At 68.2% G+C, this 18,574-nt stretch carries 20 protein-coding genes; 5 read left to right on the forward strand and 15 right to left on the reverse strand.

Annotated elements, in window-relative coordinates; all coding sequences use genetic code 11:
- The first annotated feature begins 404 nt into the window (after positions 1–404).
- Positions 405–1,313: a tyrosine recombinase XerC gene (locus ABGB14_RS44575; protein ID WP_347649975.1), complete on the forward strand. Its 909-nt coding sequence runs from the start codon at positions 405–407 to the stop codon at positions 1,311–1,313.
- Between the two features lie 230 nt (positions 1,314–1,543).
- On the opposite strand, the gene ABGB14_RS44580 is transcribed toward ABGB14_RS44575, so the two are convergent.
- From ABGB14_RS44580 to ABGB14_RS44645, 14 genes are all read right to left on the reverse strand, one after another.
- A complete protein-coding gene (locus ABGB14_RS44580) occupies positions 1,544–1,867 on the reverse strand; it encodes a DUF2469 domain-containing protein (protein ID WP_026215037.1) in 324 nt (107 codons plus the stop codon).
- Positions 1,868–1,906: 39 nt separating this feature from the next.
- A complete protein-coding gene (locus ABGB14_RS44585; RefSeq protein WP_347649943.1) occupies positions 1,907–2,575 on the reverse strand; it encodes a ribonuclease HII in 669 nt (222 codons plus the stop codon).
- 51 nt (positions 2,576–2,626) lie between these two features.
- Complete coding sequence (gene lepB / locus ABGB14_RS44590) at positions 2,627–3,220, reverse strand: signal peptidase I (RefSeq protein ID WP_347649944.1); 594 nt, start codon at positions 3,218–3,220, stop codon at positions 2,627–2,629.
- Positions 3,220–4,077 (reverse strand): signal peptidase I, encoded by an 858-nt coding sequence (gene lepB, locus ABGB14_RS44595; protein WP_347649945.1) that lies wholly within the window; start codon positions 4,075–4,077, stop codon positions 3,220–3,222. Before lepB (ABGB14_RS44595) ends, lepB (ABGB14_RS44590) begins: the two co-directional genes overlap by 1 nt.
- A 141-nt stretch (positions 4,078–4,218) precedes the next feature.
- On the reverse strand, positions 4,219–4,581 hold the full coding sequence (rplS, locus tag ABGB14_RS44600; protein WP_132601383.1) for a 50S ribosomal protein L19: 363 nt from the start codon (positions 4,579–4,581) through the stop codon (positions 4,219–4,221).
- A 137-nt stretch (positions 4,582–4,718) separates the two neighbouring features.
- Positions 4,719–5,498 carry a tRNA (guanosine(37)-N1)-methyltransferase TrmD gene (gene trmD / locus ABGB14_RS44605; RefSeq protein WP_347649946.1) on the reverse strand — a complete coding sequence of 260 codons (780 nt, stop codon included), beginning with the start codon at positions 5,496–5,498 and terminating at the stop codon, positions 4,719–4,721.
- Positions 5,498–5,998 carry a ribosome maturation factor RimM gene (rimM, locus tag ABGB14_RS44610; protein ID WP_347649947.1) on the reverse strand — a complete coding sequence of 167 codons (501 nt, stop codon included), beginning with the start codon at positions 5,996–5,998 and terminating at the stop codon, positions 5,498–5,500. Before rimM ends, trmD begins: the two co-directional genes overlap by 1 nt.
- 67 nt (positions 5,999–6,065) lie before the next feature.
- Positions 6,066–6,311: an RNA-binding protein gene (locus tag ABGB14_RS44615; protein WP_132335352.1), complete on the reverse strand. Its 246-nt coding sequence runs from the start codon at positions 6,309–6,311 to the stop codon at positions 6,066–6,068.
- 1 nt (position 6,312) lies between these two features.
- Positions 6,313–6,756 (reverse strand): 30S ribosomal protein S16, encoded by a 444-nt coding sequence (gene rpsP, locus ABGB14_RS44620; protein ID WP_132601374.1) that lies wholly within the window; start codon positions 6,754–6,756, stop codon positions 6,313–6,315.
- Between the two features lie 584 nt (positions 6,757–7,340).
- Complete coding sequence (gene ffh / locus ABGB14_RS44625; protein WP_347649948.1) at positions 7,341–8,891, reverse strand: signal recognition particle protein; 1,551 nt, start codon at positions 8,889–8,891, stop codon at positions 7,341–7,343.
- 57 nt (positions 8,892–8,948) lie between these two features.
- On the reverse strand, positions 8,949–9,536 hold the full coding sequence (locus ABGB14_RS44630) for an ATP/GTP-binding protein (protein WP_347649949.1): 588 nt from the start codon (positions 9,534–9,536) through the stop codon (positions 8,949–8,951).
- Positions 9,517–9,840, reverse strand: coding sequence for a DUF742 domain-containing protein (locus ABGB14_RS44635; protein ID WP_132335392.1), 324 nt, complete (start codon positions 9,838–9,840; stop codon positions 9,517–9,519). The genes ABGB14_RS44630 and ABGB14_RS44635 overlap by 20 nt, the downstream gene beginning before the upstream one ends.
- A gap of 131 nt (positions 9,841–9,971) precedes the next feature.
- Positions 9,972–10,394, reverse strand: coding sequence for a roadblock/LC7 domain-containing protein (locus tag ABGB14_RS44640; protein ID WP_132515580.1), 423 nt, complete (start codon positions 10,392–10,394; stop codon positions 9,972–9,974).
- Complete coding sequence (locus ABGB14_RS44645; protein ID WP_347649950.1) at positions 10,391–13,234, reverse strand: nitrate- and nitrite sensing domain-containing protein; 2,844 nt, start codon at positions 13,232–13,234, stop codon at positions 10,391–10,393. Before ABGB14_RS44645 ends, ABGB14_RS44640 begins: the two co-directional genes overlap by 4 nt.
- A gap of 503 nt (positions 13,235–13,737) precedes the next feature.
- Between ABGB14_RS44645 and ABGB14_RS44650 the strand changes: the two genes are divergently transcribed.
- The 4 genes from ABGB14_RS44650 to ABGB14_RS44665 are packed head-to-tail and all read left to right on the forward strand — an operon-like array spanning position 13,738 to position 17,754.
- Positions 13,738–14,688, forward strand: a complete 951-nt coding sequence (locus ABGB14_RS44650) for an ABC transporter substrate-binding protein (RefSeq protein ID WP_347649951.1) — start codon at positions 13,738–13,740, stop codon at positions 14,686–14,688.
- The gene (locus ABGB14_RS44655) at positions 14,685–15,494 is read left to right on the forward strand and encodes an ABC transporter permease (RefSeq protein WP_347649952.1); all 810 of its coding nucleotides are present in this window, start codon (positions 14,685–14,687) and stop codon (positions 15,492–15,494) included. Before ABGB14_RS44650 ends, ABGB14_RS44655 begins: the two co-directional genes overlap by 4 nt.
- The gene (locus tag ABGB14_RS44660) at positions 15,491–16,267 is read left to right on the forward strand and encodes an ABC transporter permease subunit (RefSeq protein ID WP_347649953.1); all 777 of its coding nucleotides are present in this window, start codon (positions 15,491–15,493) and stop codon (positions 16,265–16,267) included. The genes ABGB14_RS44655 and ABGB14_RS44660 overlap by 4 nt, the downstream gene beginning before the upstream one ends.
- Positions 16,268–16,305: 38 nt before the next feature.
- Positions 16,306–17,754: a dihydroorotase family protein gene (locus tag ABGB14_RS44665; protein WP_347649954.1), complete on the forward strand. Its 1,449-nt coding sequence runs from the start codon at positions 16,306–16,308 to the stop codon at positions 17,752–17,754.
- 4 nt (positions 17,755–17,758) lie between these two features.
- Here the strand turns inward: ABGB14_RS44665 and ABGB14_RS44670 are convergent, their stop codons facing one another.
- Positions 17,759–18,568, reverse strand: coding sequence for a methyltransferase domain-containing protein (locus tag ABGB14_RS44670; RefSeq protein WP_347649955.1), 810 nt, complete (start codon positions 18,566–18,568; stop codon positions 17,759–17,761).
- Positions 18,569–18,574: the final 6 nt, after the last annotated feature.

Raw genomic sequence — 18,574 nt, forward strand, 5'->3', positions numbered from 1 at the left:
ACAGTCTGGCGTGTGTCCACCGGAAGGCGAAGAGGACCACGCACCAGTGACTCCTACTTTTTGCTGACATAGTTGTGGATCATGACAATCGGTTGTTGAGGTTGCTCTCGGCGCATGAGGCGATGATGCGGGCAGTACGGAGCTCGTACCGGCGACGGCGAAGGGAGCCGTCGCCATCGCCCGGACACGGCCGGCGACGGCGAGAGGGGAACCGTCACCGCTACACGGACTCGGCCGGCGGGACGAAAGAGACGACGGGAGCACGACATCACGACCGGCGCAACCGAAGGGACGCGGCACCTCAGCCAGCGCAAAGCAAGGGAAACGCGGCATCATGACAGCGCAACGACGGCGCTCGGCACCGCGACATGACCGACACGAAAGATGATGGTGACGTGGAAGACATGGCCCGGACGGACGGTGGTACGTCGGCGAGCAGGGACGAAGTTCTGGCCGACTTCGGCCGATATCTGCGGCTGGAGCGTGACCTCTCACCACACACGGTCCGGGCTTACCTGACCGACATCGCCTCTCTGCTCGATCACATGGGCGGGCACCTCGACGGCCTGGACATCGGGGCTCTGAGGGGGTGGCTGGCCGGCCAGCACGAAGCGGGAAAGTCCAGAGCCACGCTGGCACGCCGAACCGCCTGTGCCCGCACCTTCACCGCCTACTGTCATCGTCGCGGCTGGCTGTCCACGGACCCCGGATTGTTGCTGGGCACCGCCAGGACACCCCGGTCACTGCCGTCCGTGCTCGACCAGGAGCAGGCGCAGGCCGTGATGGACGTCCCCGCCACCGCGGAGCCGAAAGAACTCCGCGATCAGGCGTTGCTGGAGTTGTTGTACGCCACAGGTGTGCGGGTGAGCGAGCTGTGCGCACTGGACGTCGATGATGTCGACCGTGACCGGCACGTCATCAGGGTTCTGGGCAAGGGGCGTAAGGAGCGTTCGGTGCCGTTCGGGCTGCCCGCTCTCCGAGCGCTGGACAAATGGTGTATTCATGGACGGCCGCTGTGGGCCCGAGCCAGGTCGGGGCCCGCGCTCTTTCTCGGTGTGCGCGGGGGCCGCATCGATGCGGGAACCGTCCGGCGGGTGGTGCACGCGCGACTGGCCCAGGTCGATGGGGCGCCGGACATGGGGCCGCACGGTCTCCGGCACACCGCGGCGACGCACCTCCTGGAGGGTGGTGCGGACCTGCGTAGCGTTCAGGAGTTGCTCGGGCATGCGTCGCTGAACACCACGCAGATCTACACTCACGTCTCTATCGAGCGTCTGCGGGCGGCCTACCGGCAAGCGCATCCCAGGGCCTGAGCGAGCCCGCTGGCGTGACGGGCGCGGGCTGCTTCACCGCCGCGCCCGAGCAACACAACGACAGACCCCTGCTGCAGCCCCTCGGGTCGCTGCCGTCCGGACGGATGCCGGTCACGGCGCGTCAGGACCACGCCGGCTCAGCCCGAGGATCGCCCCGTTCCCGGGGGGCGTTGAGGGGCCACGCTCCCGTGGCGCGAGAGGTTGCGGAGGCGTCGCCTCTCACCGCGCGGTTACCCGGAGAAGCCCTCCTTGGGCATCTCCAGGTCTGCTTTGGCCAGCTCTTCGACGTTGACGTCCTTGAACGTGACGACCCGTACGTTCTTCACGAATCGGGCGGGCCGGTACATGTCCCACACCCAAGCGTCCTGCATCTTCACGTCGAAGAAGACGTCGCCGTTCTCCGCAGTGCGGACATCGAGATCGACCGAGTTGGTCAGATAGAACCGCCGCTCAGTCTCCACCACGTATGTGAACAAACCGACGACATCGCGGTATTCGCGGTAAAGCTGCAGCTCCATCTCGGTTTCGTACTTTTCGAGATCCTCTGCGCTCATCGCGGTCCTCCTGTCGTACCGGTCCCCCGGTTCGCCTGGTCAGGCAACCCCGGCCCCCATTTCATTTTCACCCATCCCCCTCGCCACCGTGACGAAGGAGTAACGGTGATCAGGACACGGACCATGCGTTTCCAGCGCCAGCCGGTGTCCTGGTGTGACATACCCCTTGTGCTCGGCGAAGCCGTACTGCGGGAAGCGCTCGTCCAGCGCGACCATCAGGCGATCCCTCGTCACCTTGGCCACGATCGACGCAGCCGCCACGCACGCGGCCACCTGGTCCCCCTTCCAGACGGCGAGCGACGGCGCGGGCAACCCGGGCACCGGGAAGCCGTCCGTCAGGATGTACTCAGGGTTATCGGACAACTGTGCGACAGCACGCCGCATTCCCGAAACGTTGCATTTGTGGAGACCTTTGGCGTCGATCTCCCCAGGTGGGATGGTCACGATGCCTACATGGGCGACGCGCACGATCGCGTCGTAGAGCCGTTCGCGCACCGCCGGAGCGAGCAGTTTCGAGTCTCCCAGGCCGTCGACCGGCTTGCGCAGGATGACGGCCGCGACCACGAGCGGCCCGGCGCACGCGCCACGGCCGGCCTCGTCGACACCCGCGATAGGGGTGAGGCCGCGGCGGGCGAGCGCCCGTTCGTAGGCGTAGAGTCCGGAATCTCGCCGGACGACGCTGGGGCGAGGGCGGAACGCAACTGTCATGACAGAGGCAGCGTACGCCTCATTCGCCGCAAACCGCGACCGGAAGCGGATCTACTTGACCTTGTCGAAAGCCTCAGGCTGGGAGAAGAGATAGCCCCGCGACAGCGGCCAATAGCGCACCACAGCCTTGCCGATCACCGCGTCTTCCGAGATGAAACCGCCACCCGGCTCCTCCATGTGCGCCCGGGAGTCGGCCGAGGCGCTGCGGTGGTCGCCCATCAGCCAGAGCTTGCCGGCCGGCACCTTGACGTCGAACTTATCGCCGGAAGCGTAATCGTCCGGGTAGAGGTAGGAGGACTCGTCAAGCGGCTTGCCGTTGATGGTGATGCGCTTGTCGGCGTCGCAGCACTTGACGTGGTCGCCGCCGACCCCGATGACGCGCTTGATGGTGTCTTCGCCGTTCCAGCCCTTGAACACCACGATGTCGCCGCGCTCAGGCTTGCCAGAAAGCTTGTTGACGAAGATCCGGTCGTTGAGCTGCAGGGTGTTCTCCATCGACACGGACGGGATGTAGAACGACCCGACCACGAAGGCCTGCAGCAGCAGCGCGATGCCGATCCCCAGAACGAGCAGCAGCACCGTCTCGCGGAAACTGCCCTTCTTCTTCTCTTTGCCCACGCCCTCCGCCTTCTTGGTGACGGCCATCAGCGTTTCCTCCGCAGCCTGCGCCGAACCAGGACCAAGGGTACGGCCAGCCCGAACCCGGCGACCAGCGGTACGGACCCGCCGAGCGCGTGGAGCGCGGGTTGGGCGAACGTCTCGGGGATGTCTATCGAGGAGGCGCGGTCGAACGGCCACACGATCACGAACGCCCGTCCGATGACCTGGCCCACCGGAATGGATCCGCCGCCCGCGTCGCCGGTGTGGGCGCGGGAGTCGAGTGACACCGAGCGGTGGTCGCCCATGACCCACAGCCGCCCGGACGGCACCGTGACGTCGAAGAACTTGTCAGAGGGCACGTTGCCTGGATAGAGGTAGCTCTCCTCGTTGATGGGCGTGCCGTTGACGGTGATGCGGCCTTTGGAGTCACAGCACTTGACGTGGTCGCCGCCGATGCCGATGACCCGCTTGATGTAGTCCTTCTCGCCGGGGATGACGCCGAACGCCGTGCCGACCCAGCGGAAGAACGCCGCGACCGGGTTGGACGGCTCCTCCATCTGGAACTCGCCGTCCCAGGAATCGACGCCCGAGAAGACCACCACGTCGCCGCGCTCGATGTCGCGCGTGTGGTAGACGAGCTTGTTGACGAGAACCCTGTCGTTGGTCAGCAGGGTGTTTTCCATCGACTCCGACGGAATATAGAAGGCCTGGACCACAAAGGTCTTGATGATCAGTGCCAGCACCAGAGCGACAACGACAAGAACAGGAAGCTCTTTCCAGAACGACCCCTTCTTCTCCTTTTTTCCGCCCTTAGCCGGCTTCTGAGTCTCTTCGGCGACCACGTCCACCTCGTCCTCGACAGGGCGGCGCGCCGCGCCGTGCTCCTGGCTCTCGCTAGTCATCGCTGACGAGCCTAGATGATGTCCTGGCTCGACAAGCCTGGACCGACGTTACACCCACGCACGAGTCGCTCCACATAAAGGAAACGGCCCCGTAAAGCCGAAAGGCCCGCGCCGTAGCGCGGACCTCGGAATGAGCAGGACCTACTTCGCGGGCGTCGTCTCGCGCTTCTCGCGGATACGGGCGGCCTTACCGCGCAGGTCACGCATGTAGTAGAGCTTCGCGCGGCGCACGTCGCCGCGGGAGACGAGCACGATCTTCTCGATGACGGGGCTGTGCACAGGGAAGGTGCGCTCGACGCCGACGCCATAGCTGACCTTGCGAACGGTGAAGGTCTCGCGGGCGCCGCTGCCCTGCCTGCGCAGCACGAAGCCCTTGAAGACCTGGATGCGGGAGCGGTTGCCTTCGACGACGCGTACGTGAACCTCGAGCGTGTCACCGGGGCGGAAATCCGGCACGTCGCTGCGCAGGGTCGCCTTCTCGAGCTCCTGGATCTTCGTGTGCATGAGAGCTGTCCTCAAGTCCTCGTGAGCACGCGGAGGTCCACCCGGCCATGGCTCGTGGCGGACACGCCTGCTGATGTGATGAAACCCAGGACCGTTTCCCGGGCATGACAGACCAACCACAACAGGTTGGCAGCGATTCAGTTTGCCATATCTTCGGGCTCGACGCGAAACGACAGCTCCTCGAGAAGTCTCCTGTCGTGCTTGTCGAGCGTCTCGGGGTCGAGCTCCGCCGCGAGTTCAGGCCGGTTTCGCACGGTACGGCGCAGCGCCTCATCTCGCCGCCATCTCGCGATTTTTCCGTGATGTCCGGACAGCAACACGTCGGGCACCTGACGCCCCCGCCAGACGGGAGGCTTGGTGTAGACGGGCCCCTCGACGAGGTTGCGCATGGCCCCTGGGGCGAAGGAGTCGTCGACGGCCGACTGGGCGTTGCCGAGCACACCTGGCAGCAGCCTGCCGACGGCCTCCACCATGACCAGCACCGCCACCTCGCCGCCGGCCAGCACGTAGTCGCCGATGCCGACCTCGTCGACCCGCAGCCGCCCGGAGTATTCCTCCACGACGCGCGAGTCGATCCCCTCGTAACGCCCGCACGCGAACAGCAGCCACGGCTCGCCCGCCAGCTCCTGCGCGAGCTCCTGGGTGAACGGCCGCCCGCTCGGGGTCGGCACGATCATCCGCGGCGTGCCGTCACCGATCACGGAGTCGATGGCCTCGCCCCACACCTCGGGTTTCATGACCATGCCGGGGCCCCCGCCGTAAGGGGTGTCGTCCACGGACTTGTGCACGTCGTGGGCCCAGTCGCGGAGCTGGTGCACGCGTACGTCGAGCGTGCCGCGCTCGCGCGCCTTGCCGATCAGCGAGACGTCGAGCGGCCCGAAGTACTCGGGAAAGATCGAGACGATGTCGATCCGCATCACAACAGGCCCTCCGGCGGATCGACGACCAGCCGTCCGGCCTCCACGTCGACCACGGGCACGAGGGCCTTGACGAACGGGATCAGCGCGTCGTCGGCACCGCGCCGGCGCACGACCAGAAGGTCCTGGCCGTGATGGAGCACATCGGTGATCTCGCCTACGGGCTCGCCCGAAGCGGTCTCGACCGCCAGGCCGATGAGCTGGTGGTCGTGGAACTCGTCGGGATCGTCGGGCGGCGGCACCTCGCCGGAGTCGATGACCAGCATGGTGTTGCGCAGATCTTCGGCCGCGTCACGGCCGGCGACCCCGGCGAACGACACCAGCAGCAGCCCTTTGTGCCAGCGGCGGCTCTCGACGACGAGCGGCCCTCGGCCTGCGGGATCGGTGGCGATCGACGTGCCGGGGGCGAAACGCAGCTCGGGATCGTCGGTGCGCACCTCCACGGTCACCTCACCGCGTACGCCGTGCGGACGGCCTATCCGGCCGACGACCAACTGCACGTGAATTCGCCCTCCTCAACGCGAGCGCCCCCATCGGAAGGACCGATGAGGGCGCGCAAACCTGACGCTAACGGACTACTTCGTGCAGATCGAGCAGATCGACTCGCACGTACTTCCCGTCGGCCAGGGCGTTCACGACCGTGCGCAGCGCCTTGGCGGTGCGCCCGCCGCGTCCGATGACCTTCCCCAGGTCCTCGGGGTGCACCCGGACCTCCAGGACGCGCCCGCTGCGGATGCGGCGTGCGCGGACCCGGACATCGTCTGGATGTTCGACGATGCCCTTAACGAGGTGCTCGAGAGCCTCCTCGAGCACGTCAGGCCTCGCCCTCGGCCTGGGTCTCGGCGGGGGCCTCGGCCTCTTCCTTCTTCTTGGCCTTCTTCGGCGGCGTGGTGGCGGCCGTGCCGGTGTCGCCACCGGACAGCGCCTCCTTGGCCGCGGCCTCGTAAAGGGCGTGACGGTCAGGCGCGGGCTCAGCGACCTTGAGAGGCTCGGGGGCGGGCTCGCCCTTGAACTTCTGCCAGTCGCCGGTGAGCTTGAGGAGCTTGAGCACCGGCTCGGTCGGCTGCGCGCCGACGCCCAGCCAGTAGGCCGCACGCTCAGCGTTGATCACGATGCGCGAAGGGTTTTCCTTCGGGTGGTAAAGGCCGATCTCCTCGATCGCCCGGCCGTCACGCTTGGTGCGGCTGTCGGCGACGACGATGCGGTATTGAGCGTTGCGGATCATGCCGAGCCGCTTGAGCTTGATCTTGACTGCCACGGGTGTGGTCTCTCCTGCATTCGCATGTGGGTGAACGGCGCCTCGCCGAGTGGGGCACGACGGGACGACGCTCCAGGGACAGGCGTGTCCTGCGGGAGGTGAGAGGGCACCCGCCTGGTCACGGTGTTCCAACATGTCATTCTGCCAGATCGACGACACTGCCCACGACCGCCGGCGGCACGTCGCCGCAAAGGGTCGGCAAGCTCCCGGCCTCCCTTCCGCTACGGCCCCATCGGCCCTGGTATGCCCCCCACCCCGCGCCCTTCACCACACCCTCATTCCGAGCGACCGGTGGACGGGCCTCGGGCAACCGCGGACGGCCCGGGCAACGGGCGAAGCCCGGACCGCCGCCGACCGGTCGGCCGGCAGGAGGTGCGCCGGTCGACGCGGTGGGTGGGCGAGGCGGGCGGCCAGGCCCGGCAGTCGGGATGACCGGGCCGGCCGGAGGCGTGCCGGGCAACCCGGCCAGGGCGGCAACCCGGCCCAGGACGCGCCGGCCAGGCGCTCGAAGGTGTGGCGAGCGGGCCGGGCGGAGGCGCGGTGATGGGCCCGCCGGGCCCGGGTGCGCACCGGCGGGAGCGGGGTTATTTCTGGCCGGGGAGCCGGAGCTTGGAGGGGTCGAAGCCGGGCGGCAACTCCACCCCCGGGGGCAGCTTGCCACCGAGGTTGCCCAGCACGCCGCCCTGCTTGGGCTCGGCGGGCGTCTCGGCGGAGGGCTTGCCCATGGCGGCCTTGCGCGGGTCGCCGCTGACGCGCCGCCCCTTCTTGGCCTTCTTCTGGGACTTGCCGCCCTTGCCGCGGCCGCCCCCGCCCGGCATGCCGGGCATGCCCATGCCGCCGGCCATCCGCTTCATCATCTTCTGGGCCTCGAAGAAGCGGGTCACCAGGTTGTTGACGGCGCTGACGGTGACGCCGGAGCCGGTGGCGATGCGGGCGCGGCGGGAACCGTTGATGATCTTGGGGTCCTGGCGCTCGGCCGGGGTCATCGAGCGGATGATGGCCGCGATGCGGTCGAGGTCGCGGTCGTCGATGGAGTTGATCTGGTCGCGCATCTGCCCCATGCCGGGCATCATGCCGAGCAGGTTCTTGATCGGCCCCATCTTCTGGACCATCTGCATCTGCTCGAGGAAGTCTTCGAGCGTGAAGTTCTCGCCCGAGGTGAGCTTGCCCGCCATCTTGGCGGCCTGCTCCTCGTCGAACGTCTTCTGGGCCTGCTCGATCAGGGTGAGGATGTCACCCATGTCGAGAATGCGGGAGGCCATCCGGTCGGGGTGGAAGGCGTCGAAGTCTTCCAGCTTCTCGCCCGTCGAGGCGAACATGATGGGCCGGCCGGTGATGTGCCTGACCGAGAGCGCCGCGCCGCCGCGGGCGTCGCCGTCGAGCTTGGTCAGCACGACGCCGTCGAAGCCGACGCCCTCCATGAACGCCTGCGCCGTCGTGACGGCGTCCTGGCCGATCATGGCGTCGACCACGAACAGGACCTCGTCGGGCTGGACCGCGTCGCGGATGTCGGCGGCCTGGCGCATCATCTCCTGGTCGATGCCGAGCCGGCCCGCGGTGTCGATGATGACGATGTCGTGCTGCAGGCGCCTGGCCTCGTCGATGGAGGTGCGGGCGACGCCGATCGGGTCGCCGACGCCGTTGCCGGGCTCGGGCGCGTAGACGGCGACCTCGGCGCGCTCGCCCACCACCTGGAGCTGCTGGACGGCGTTGGGGCGCTGGAGGTCGGCGGCGACCAGCATGGGCGCGTGCCCCTGCTCGCGCAGCCATCGGGCCAGCTTGCCCGCCAGCGTGGTCTTGCCCGCGCCCTGGAGGCCGGCGAGCATGATGACGGTCGGGGGAGTCTTGGCGAGACGGAGCCTGCGGGTCTCACCGCCGAGGATCCCGATCAGCTCGTCATTGACGATCTTGACGACCTGCTGCGCCGGGTTCAGCGCCTGGGAGACCTCTGCGCCGCGGGCGCGCTCTTTGACCTGGGCGACGAACGCCTTGACCACAGGGAGGGCGACGTCGGCCTCGAGCAGCGCGATGCGGATCTCGCGGGTGGTGGCGTCGATGTCGGCATCGGACAGCCGCCCCTTGGATCGGAGGGAGGAGAAGACCGATGTCAACCGGTCGGATAGCGTCTCGAACACGTGGTTGGCCAGTCCTCGAAGCGAAGGTACGTCTAAGGCTCCAGCCTAGCCGCTCTGCTAGCCGCTCCAGCCGGGCACGGCCATCCGAACCGTGAGCGCGTGTTCGACCAGGTTGATCAGCGTGGCCTTCACGGAGTCCTTCGACCTGGCGTCCAGGCGCACCATCGGGATGTGCGGGGCCAGGGTAAGGGCGTCGCGGACCTCGGCGTCGCTGTGGGCGTACTGGCCGTCCCAGCCGTTCACTCCCACGATGAACGGCAGTTGCGCCTCCTCGAAGTAGTCGATGGCGGGGAAACTGTCGGCCAGGCGGCGCGTGTCGACCAGCACCACCGCACCGATCGCACCCCGCACCAGGTCGTCCCACATGAACCAGAACCGATGCTGCCCGGGCGTCCCGAACAGATACAGGATCAGATCACGATCCAGCGAGACCCGGCCGAAGTCCATCGCCACGGTCGTCGTCGACTTCAACGGCGTCATGCCCAGATCGTCGATGCCCTTGGAGGCATCCGTCATGACGGCCTCCGTGGTCAACGGCATGATCTCCGACACCGCACCGACGAACGTCGTCTTGCCCACCCCGAAGCCCCCGGCCACCACGATCTTCGTCGAGGTGAGGCCGGGACTAGAGCCTGCGAAGTCCACTGAGCACCCTTTCCAGCAGGTTGACGTCCGGCCTACCCTCATCCAGCTGCGGCTGGTGCACGCGGACCAGACCTTCGGCCGCCATGTCAGCGATCAGAACACGCACCACGCCGAGCGGGATCCGCAGCAACGCCGAGACCTCGGCCACCGATCTGACCTGGAGGCAGAGCTGGCTGATGGCCTTGTACTCGGGCGTGATGTGCGAGAACTCCCGGTGTTCGGCCGTGGCCGAGGACACGAGGGCCTCCATCGCCAGCTTGACCCTGGGCGCGGTCCGCCCGCCCGTGACGGCGTAGGGCCGCACCGGCGAGGCGGGATCGTTGCTGGAGGGCTGCGGAGGAGGTGGGGGCTCCCAGCTGCCGCTGTTGTGGGAGTTCCAGCCGCCACTGTTGGAGTTCCAGCTGCCGCTGTTCCATCGGGGGTCTGTCACCTACATCACCTGGTCTGGCTGGCGCGCAGCTCCGCACGCACAGCCGGAGTCAGCACCTGACCGGCGCGATCCACCATCAGCGTCATCTGGTACGCCACCAACCCCATGTCACAATCCGGAGCCGCCAACACAGCCAGACACGAACCATCACTGATCGACATGATCAGCATCAACCCACGCTGCATCTCCACGATCGTCTGATTGACCGCACCCCCCTCGAACACCCGCGCCGCACCCTGCGTCAAACTCACCAGACCCGACGCGATCGCCGCCAGCTGATCCGCCCGATCAGCCGGAAAACCCGACGACGCCGCAAGCGGCAACCCGTCGGACGAAACCACCACCGCGTGCGCGACCCCGGGAACGGAGTTGACGAAATCGGTGATTAACCAATCCACCCCGCGTGCCGACTGGCTCAGGTCACTCATGACCGCTCATCCCTGCTTTCAACACTCCTGGGGCCGGAGGGATACGTCCTGCCCTCGCTGATGTCATCACGTGCCGCCCGGAACCCCTGCTGGAAGCTGGAGAGCCGGCTGCGCACCCGCTCCGGCGAGACCGCGGGCATCGGCGCGACGCCTTTCGGCGCGGAGACTGTGTCGGCGGAGCCGGGCACCAGGTTGGCCTTGGGCACCCGCTTGGGCAGCCCGGCGGCCGTGGCGCCGTCGCGTGCGGGCTCGACGACGGCTTCGGCGGCGCTCCAGCCGGCGTCGGCCTTGGCGGAGCCCCAGGTGGCGTCGCTGTCAGGGCCGTGCTCGAACCAGGCCGACTCGACCGAGGCGAAGATCGGCAGATATTCGTCGCCGGCGGAGGCGGGCTGCACGGCGGGCATCGGACCTGTCGCGGCGGACTCGGTCTCGGGGAAGTCGTACCTTCCCGCGTCGGGGTCCGGTCTGCCGGCGTTCGCCCGGTCGCCGGTGGGCCGCTGCGGCAGCGGGTTGCTGCTGCTCATCCAGTTGCCGGGCGGGCTCGCGGGGTTGCGCGAGGGGACCCAGACGTCGGCGGTGTCGTAACCGCCGCCGTTGTTGCGCGGATCGGAGGGCCAGCCGGAGTCCATGCTCCCCCGGGGAGAGAAGGACGAGGGCTGCGACGAGAACGACGGTTGCGACGGGAACGACGGCTCTGAGGGGAACGACGGGTGCCCGGGCCCCGGCTGGTAGCTTCCGCCCGCGCCCCACTGGGGGACGGGCGGCTGTCCCGTGGGCTGACGGGCGGCGCCGAAGCCCTCGTCGAACGAGATGCTGTCCTGCTGGCCCATGCCGTTGTTCGCGGGGGTCGGGCCGTACGAGGGGGCCTGCGAGCCCAGGAGCGCTTCCGGCATGAGGACCATGGCGGTCAGGCCGCCGGAGCCGTGGGGGCGCAGCTGCACCCGGATGCCGTGGCGGTGCGCCAGGCGGGCGACCACGAACAGGCCCATGCGCCGCGACACCGACACGTCCACGGTGGGGGCTTCCATGAGGCGCTCGTTGGCCTGGGCCAGTTCGTCGGGGGTCATGCCGATGCCGGAGTCGGTGATCGACAACATCACGCCGCCGCCGTCGATCCTGCTGCCCGACACCGTCACCCGCGTCTCGCGCGGCGAGAACGACAGAGCGTTCTCCACCAGCTCCGCGATCAGGTGGATGACGTCGTTGACCGCCTGACCGGCCACCGACACCCCGTCGGGCACCTGCAACACGACCCGCTCGTAGTTCTCCACCTCCGAAAGGGAGGCGCGGGCGACGTCGACCAGCTTGACCGGTTTGCTCCAGCGGCGCGGCGGGTCCTGCCCCGCCAGCACCAGCAGGTTCTCGCTGTTACGCCGCATACGCGTGGCCAGGTGGTCCAGCTTGAACAAGTTCCCGAGCCGCTGCTCGTCCTGCTCACCCTGCTCCAGACCGTCGATCAACGTGATCTGCCGCTCCACCAGCGTCTGGCTACGCCGCGACAGGTTCACGAACATCGCGTTCACGTTGCTCCGCAGCCGCGCCTCCTCGCCCGCCAGCCGCACCGCCTCACGGTGCACCTCGTCGAACGCCCGCGCGACCTCACCGATCTCGTCGTTGGAGGCGACGCCGATCGGGGTCACGGGCCCGATCGAGCCTTCGCCGCTCTCACGCAGCTGCTTGACGGTCTCCGGCAGGCGGCGGCCGGCGATGAACAGCGCTTCCCTGCGCAGCCTGCGCAGGGGGCCGCTCAGCGAGCGGGCCATGAAGACGGTGACCAGCAGCACGAGGAGGAGCAGGGCGGCGATCACGCCACCGACGATCACGGCGTTCTGCTGCTCCGCGCCTTCCAGTGTGCGGCTGCGCAGCACGATGGAGTCGGCCGTCTGCTGCTCGACGGAGCGCATCCCGTCGATGGTCTCGCTGATGGCGTCGAACCACGCCTTGCCGTCGCGGGTGAGGCCGAGCCTGCGGTCGCGCAGGGGCAGGCCGTCGTCCTGCAGGAGCAGGGCTCGGGCCAGCAGGACCTCGGCGCGGTCCACGGACCGGCCGCTTACGGAGTCGTCGTACGCCTGGCGGAGCTGGAGGGAGACCTGCGACTTGAAGGTGGCGAGCTCGCTGTTCCGCTGGGCGCGGGCGGCGATGAAGGCGTCGAGCTCGGCCTTGCCGAACTCGCCGGTGGCCAGGGCGGCGACGAGCAGCGCGCGCTGGGTGGAGACGTACTGCTTGGCCCGGGCCAGGGCGGCGAAGCCGGACACGCTCGCGGACAGTTCCTTGTCGACCGCGCCCTGGTCGATCTTGTCGTTCAGCGAGAGGAGGTCGGAGATGGTCCGGTCGTAGAGCTCGATGACGGAGTTGACGTCGAGCTGGGAGGCGACCGCGGTGTCTCGCGAGGTGGCGAGCTCGTCGAAGCGGTTCTTGATGCGCAGGGCCTCGGGGGCCGCCGAGTTGTCGGAGGACATGAGGGTCTCGATGCCCGGCTTGACCTCGGCGACGAGCTTGTCGACGTTCTCGTACTGGGCCGCGACGTCCGCGGGGGCCTTCTCGTCGCCGGATGTCCGGCGTCCCAGGGCGACGAACCGGGCGGTCAGGTCACGTTCGCGCTCGACTTCGTGGGCGAGGGCGGTCAGCCGGCTCGCGAGCACGGCCACCTCGTTGACCTGGGCGTACTCACCGGCGGTGGCGATCGAGGTGGTGACGCGCAGGCCACCGAACACGAGTGCGGCCAGGGTCGGGATGATGACGATGACCAGCAGCTTGGAGCGCACTCGCCAGTTGCGTATGGAGAAGCGAGATCCCGCCTGGCGTTTGTCGACCGCGTCCACGCCGTCCGGCTCGGACATCTCTGGCCCACGGGGGCCTTGTCGGGGGGCTTCTTCTGTTAAGCCCTGTTCGCCGCCCGTAGGGGGGATCACAGTCTTCACTTGCCTCCGCAACCTCTCCTCGGATGGCCTGGTGCACGTAGATCACGTCATTACGCATGTTTGCCATGTGACGCCGACGCACCCTTGGGGCGAGAGCTAATTGGAGCACATCTACCTGAGATCGGCCAATACCGCAAAGATCACAAGCAACACACGGCTCAGCATTTTACGCAATTCACCACACCTGCCCCAACGGTCCCACGTCAAGGACTCCAGATTTCCCGACAAACGGACAAACCACCGCAAAATACCATATATGTGGATATATCTTGTTAATTTCCGGCGTTCCAGGTGACCTGGTAAGCATGGCCTGCGCTAAGGTGCCAGCGTCGTTGAACACCCCCGTTCGCACTCACCCCCCGGTTCAAAGGAGACCCGCAATGCGGTTCGGTGCATTAGGGCGTACTGCCCTGGTTGGGCTTGTGGCCACCCTCGTCATCACTGGGTGCTCCGGTTCTGACGACAAGGCCGAGGGCTCAGGCGCCGACGCCGGTATGAAGACCGACCTGCTGATCGGCCAATATCCCGGCGCGGACTCGGCGCCGCTGTTCATCGCCATGGAACGAGGCTTCTTCAAGGAAGAAGGCCTCACCGTCAAGCAGGAGCCCATCCAGGCTCCGCAGCAGGTCCTGGGAAAGCTTTCGAATGGCGCCATGGACGTCGTTCTCGGTAGCTACGCCACCATCCTGACGATCCAGGAACAGGGCACCGAGAAGTTCAAGTACATCGCCGACTCCTACCAAGGCGCGCAGGGCGCGTTCGGCATCATGGTGAAGAAGGACTCCCCCATCAAGAAGGTCGCCGACCTGAAGGGCAAGAAGGTCGGCGTCAACGCCTTGAAGGGCCTGGGCGTCCTCACCATGAACCCGCACTTCAAGGTTGCCGGCCTCGACCCCAACAAGGACCTCACTTATGTCGAGGTCCCGACGACCAACTGGCTCTCCTCGCTCGACAAGGGCGACGTGGACGCCGTCTGGATGACCGACCCCTACGTCAGCCAGGCGAAGAAGGAGCTCGGGGCCACCATGCTGGTGGACACGATGTCGGGCCCGACCGAGGGTCTGCCGATCACCGGCTGGGCCGCCACGGAGAAGTGGGTCGCCGACAACCCCAAGACGCTGGCGGCGTTCCAGCGGGCGATGGCCAAGGCGCAGAACATCGCGGCCACCGACCGTAGCGCGGTGACGAAGGTCCTGCCGACCTTCACCCAGATCCCGGCAGAGACCGCCGCCACGATCAACCTGGGCGCCTACCCGACCTCGCTGAGCGCCGAGCGCATCCAGCGGGTGGCGGACCTGATGCTCGACTCGAGCATGCTCAAGAAGGAGATGGACGTGAAGTCCATGATCTACACGGCTCCCACCCAGGGATGACGGCTACAGTCACACCGGCGCGGCGCGAGCGGTCCCCGCTCGCCCGCGCCCGGCTGGTCAAGTACGCCCGCCACGCCGCAGGCGTGGCGGGCTTTCTGTTGCTGTGGCAGGTCCTCGGCGCGTCGGGCGCGATCAAATGGCTGCCGCCGGCCGTGGACACGCTGGCCAGGACCGTCGCACTCGCCGTCGACCCGGAGTTCCTCGACCACCTGCTGGGCACCATCACCGCCGCGATCGTCGGGCTGCCGCTCGCCGTCCTGGTCGCGGTCCCCATCGGCCTGGTGCTGGGAACTGTCCCGGTGATCGAGGAGATGACCCGGGTGTTCGTCGAGTTCCTGCGGCCGATCCCGTCCGTGGCGCTGATCCCGCTGGCGCTGTTCTTCTTCCCCTCCGAGCTCAACGCCAAGGTCGCGCTCATCGTCTTCGCCGCGTCCTGGCCCATCCTGATCAACACCATGTACGCCATGCGTGACGTCGACCCGGTGAGCAAGGAGACGCTGCGCACGTTCGGGTTCGGCGCCGGAGCCGTGTTGTGGCGGGTGTCCCTGCCGAGCGCGGCGCCCTTCATCGCGACGGGAGTGCGGCTCGCCGCGTCCATCACGCTCATCCTGGCGATCAGCGTGGAGTACATCGTGGGCGGGTCGACCGGCATCGGCAGTTTCCTCATCCAGGCGAGCACGGGCATCGGCGCCGACGCCATGATCGACGTCCTGGCCGCCCTGCTGTGGGCGGGTTTCCTCGGGCTCGTCGTCAACACCGTGCTCGTACGGGCCGAGCGGCGTCTGTTCAGGTGGCGAACGACATGATGCGCACCTTGCTGAAGCGGCTGTGGCTGATCCCCGTCGTCCTCGGCGGCTGGGAGCTCCTGGCACGCTCTCTCGACATCGCGTACCTGCCGGAGCCGAGCCTGATCGTGACGCGGATGTACGAGATGTGGTTCTCCGGGCCGTACATCCTCACCGAGGAGGCCGTCGGCAACTTCGTGCCCAGCCTGGTCAGGGTGACGGGTTCGTGGGCCGTCGCGGTGGTCGTCGGCGTGGCGCTCGGCGTCGCGCTGGGCAGGACCGCCTGGCTGGCCGACGTCGTGCAGCCGCTGGTCGAGTTCGCCCGCGCGGTGCCGCCGCCGGTCATGCTCCCCCTCTTCCTCGTGCTCTTCACGATGGGCACCCAGGTGCAGGTGGCGACGATCGTCTTCGGCATCATCTGGCCGATCCTGCTCAACTCCATCGACGGCGCACGCAGCGTCGACCGGCTGAAGGTCGAGACCGCCACCGTGTTCGGCGTGCCGGCCTCGCTCAGGCTCTTCCGCATCATCCTGCCCTCCGCGGCGCCGAAGATCTTCGCGGGCCTGCGCCTGAGCGTCTCGCTGGCGCTGATCCTCATGGTCATCTCCGAGCTCAAGGGCAGCACCGAGGGGATCGGCTATCTGCTCAGCCTGGCCAACAGCAACGCCGACATGCCGGCCATCTGGGCGGGCGTGCTGGTGCTCGGCGTGCTCGGCTTCGTCCTCAACTCCCTGTTCCTGATGGTCGAGCGGCGCGTGCTGGCCTGGCACCGCGACGCCCACCGCATCGCTTGATCGCTTGATCGCTTAATCGCTAGGAGAGACACTCCCCCGTGACCGAGCTGCTGCTGAAGAACGTGAAGGTCGTCACCCACGAGCACGACCAGCCCGTGGCGGCGGACATCGCCGTCGAGGACGGCCGCATCGTCCGGGTGGGGCCGGGGCTGGCCGGAGCCGGCGAGGTGATCGACGGCGGCGGCAGGCTGGCCTTCCCCGGTGTCGTGGACGCCCACCAGCACTGGGGCATCTACAACCCGCTGCCCGAGGACACCGAGTCGGAGAGCCGGGCGAGCGCGCAGGGCGGCGTGACCACCGCGCTCACCTACATGCGGACCGGCCAGTACTACCTCAACAAGGGCGGCCCCTACACCGAGTTCTTCCCCGAGGTGCTCAGGCAGGCCGAGGGCCGGGCCTACGTCGACTACGGATTCCACCTGGCGCCCATGTCGAGCGGGCACATCGACGAGCTGCCCGACCTGGTCGAGCGGTTCGGGGTGCCGTCGTTCAAGATCTTCATGTTCTACGGCGGGCACGGGCTGCACGGGCGCTCCGACGACCAGCGGGCGTTCCTCATGCTGCCGGAGGGCGAGCGCTACGACTACGCGCACTTCGAGTTCGTGATGCGCGGGGTGCAGGCGGCCAGGGAACGCCTGCCCGAACTGGCCGGCGAGATCTCGTTGTCGCTGCACTGCGAGACGGCCGAGATCATGACCGCGTACACGAAGCTCGTCGAGGAGGCGGGAGACCTGAGCGGGCTGGCCGCCTACAGCGCCTCCCGCCCCCAGCACTCCGAGGGGCTGGCCGTCTTCATCGCCTCCTACCTCGCCCACGAGACCGGGCTGGCCAACGTCAACCTGCTGCACCTGTCGTCCCGCAAGGCCCTGGACGCGGCCGTGCGGATGGCGGCGACGTTCCCGCACATCGACTTCCGCCGCGAGGTCACGATCGGTCACCTGCTGGCCGACGTCGACACGGCCAGCGGCCTCGGAGCGAAGGTGAACCCGCCGATCAGGCCGCGCGAGGACGTCGAGGCGCTGTGGGAGTACGTGCTCGACGGCACCGTGGACTGGGTCGTCAGCGACCACGCCTGCTGCCGCGACGAGCTCAAGTTCGGCGATCCGCGCGACGACGTCTTCGTGGCCAAGGCCGGGTTCGGCGGGGCGGAATACCTGCTGCCCGGCCTGATCACGGAGGGCCGCCGCAGGGGCCTGCCGTACGGCAGGATCGCCGCGCTGACCTCCTGGAACCCCGCCAGGAGGTACGGTCTGCGCACCAAGGGCACGATCGCCCCCGGTTTCGACGCCGACATCTGCCTGGTCGACCCCGCGAGCACCTGGACGGTCCGGGCGCAGGACTCGGAGTCGACGCAGGAATACACGCCGTTCGAGGGTTTCGAGCTGACGGCCAAGGTGACGGACACGTTCGTGCGCGGCAACCGCGTGCTGGACGCCGGCAAGGTCGTGGGCCGTCCGGTGGGACGCTACGTGTCCCGGCCCGCGTGAGCTTTCACGCGCGCGTGCCCGTGGCGTAACGCACGGTGCGGGCCAGCAGGAAACCCTCCTGCGGCAACGACGCCTCCAGCGCGGCCCTGGCCTCGGGGCGCAGCGACTCGGGGATGTTCTCCAGCGAGGCCCTGCGGGCGGCCGACCAGAGCCAGTCCCACACCTGCCCGGCCCCGACGGTCACCTCGAACACCACGTCCGCGCACTCGACGTCGCCCAGTCCGCCCTGCTCGAACAGCCCGGTCAGCTCGCCTGGCGCACCCAGGGTGTGGTGGAACGGCGCGCTGCCCGCCCCCGTGGTGTAGGGCGCCAGCGCCCGTTCCACCAGCGCGAACAGCTCGGCCTCGGCGGGGCTCGACCGGACCAGCAGGCTGGCCGCCAGCCGCCCGCCCGGCCGCAGCAGCCCGGCCATGGAGCGCACGGCGGCGGGCGGGTCGGGCAGGAAATAGAGCATCATCCCCGCCAGCACGATGTCGAACCGCTCGCCCGGCAGCAGGTCTTCGGCGTGCTCCGCGTCGCCGAGCACGACGGCCGCCTGGCTGAGGCCGTGGCGCTCCACCTCGGCGGTGGCGGCGGCCACCATCCCGGGTGCGAGGTCGAGACCGACGACCCGGCCTGTGGGGCCGACGGCCTGGGCGGCCGGCACGAGCGAGGCGCCGGTGCCGCACCCGGCGTCCAGCACGTGGTCGCCGGGGCCGGGGGCGGCGCGGCGTACGAGCTCGGCGGCGACGGGCGTGAAGAACGGCACGCCGACGCGTTCGTAACTGCCGGACGCGCGGTCGAACACGCCGGCCATGTACTCCTTGGCATCCATCAGCTT

This window comes from Nonomuraea sp. B10E15 (genome assembly GCF_039871615.1).
GTDB lineage: Bacteria > Actinomycetota > Actinomycetes > Streptosporangiales > Streptosporangiaceae > Nonomuraea.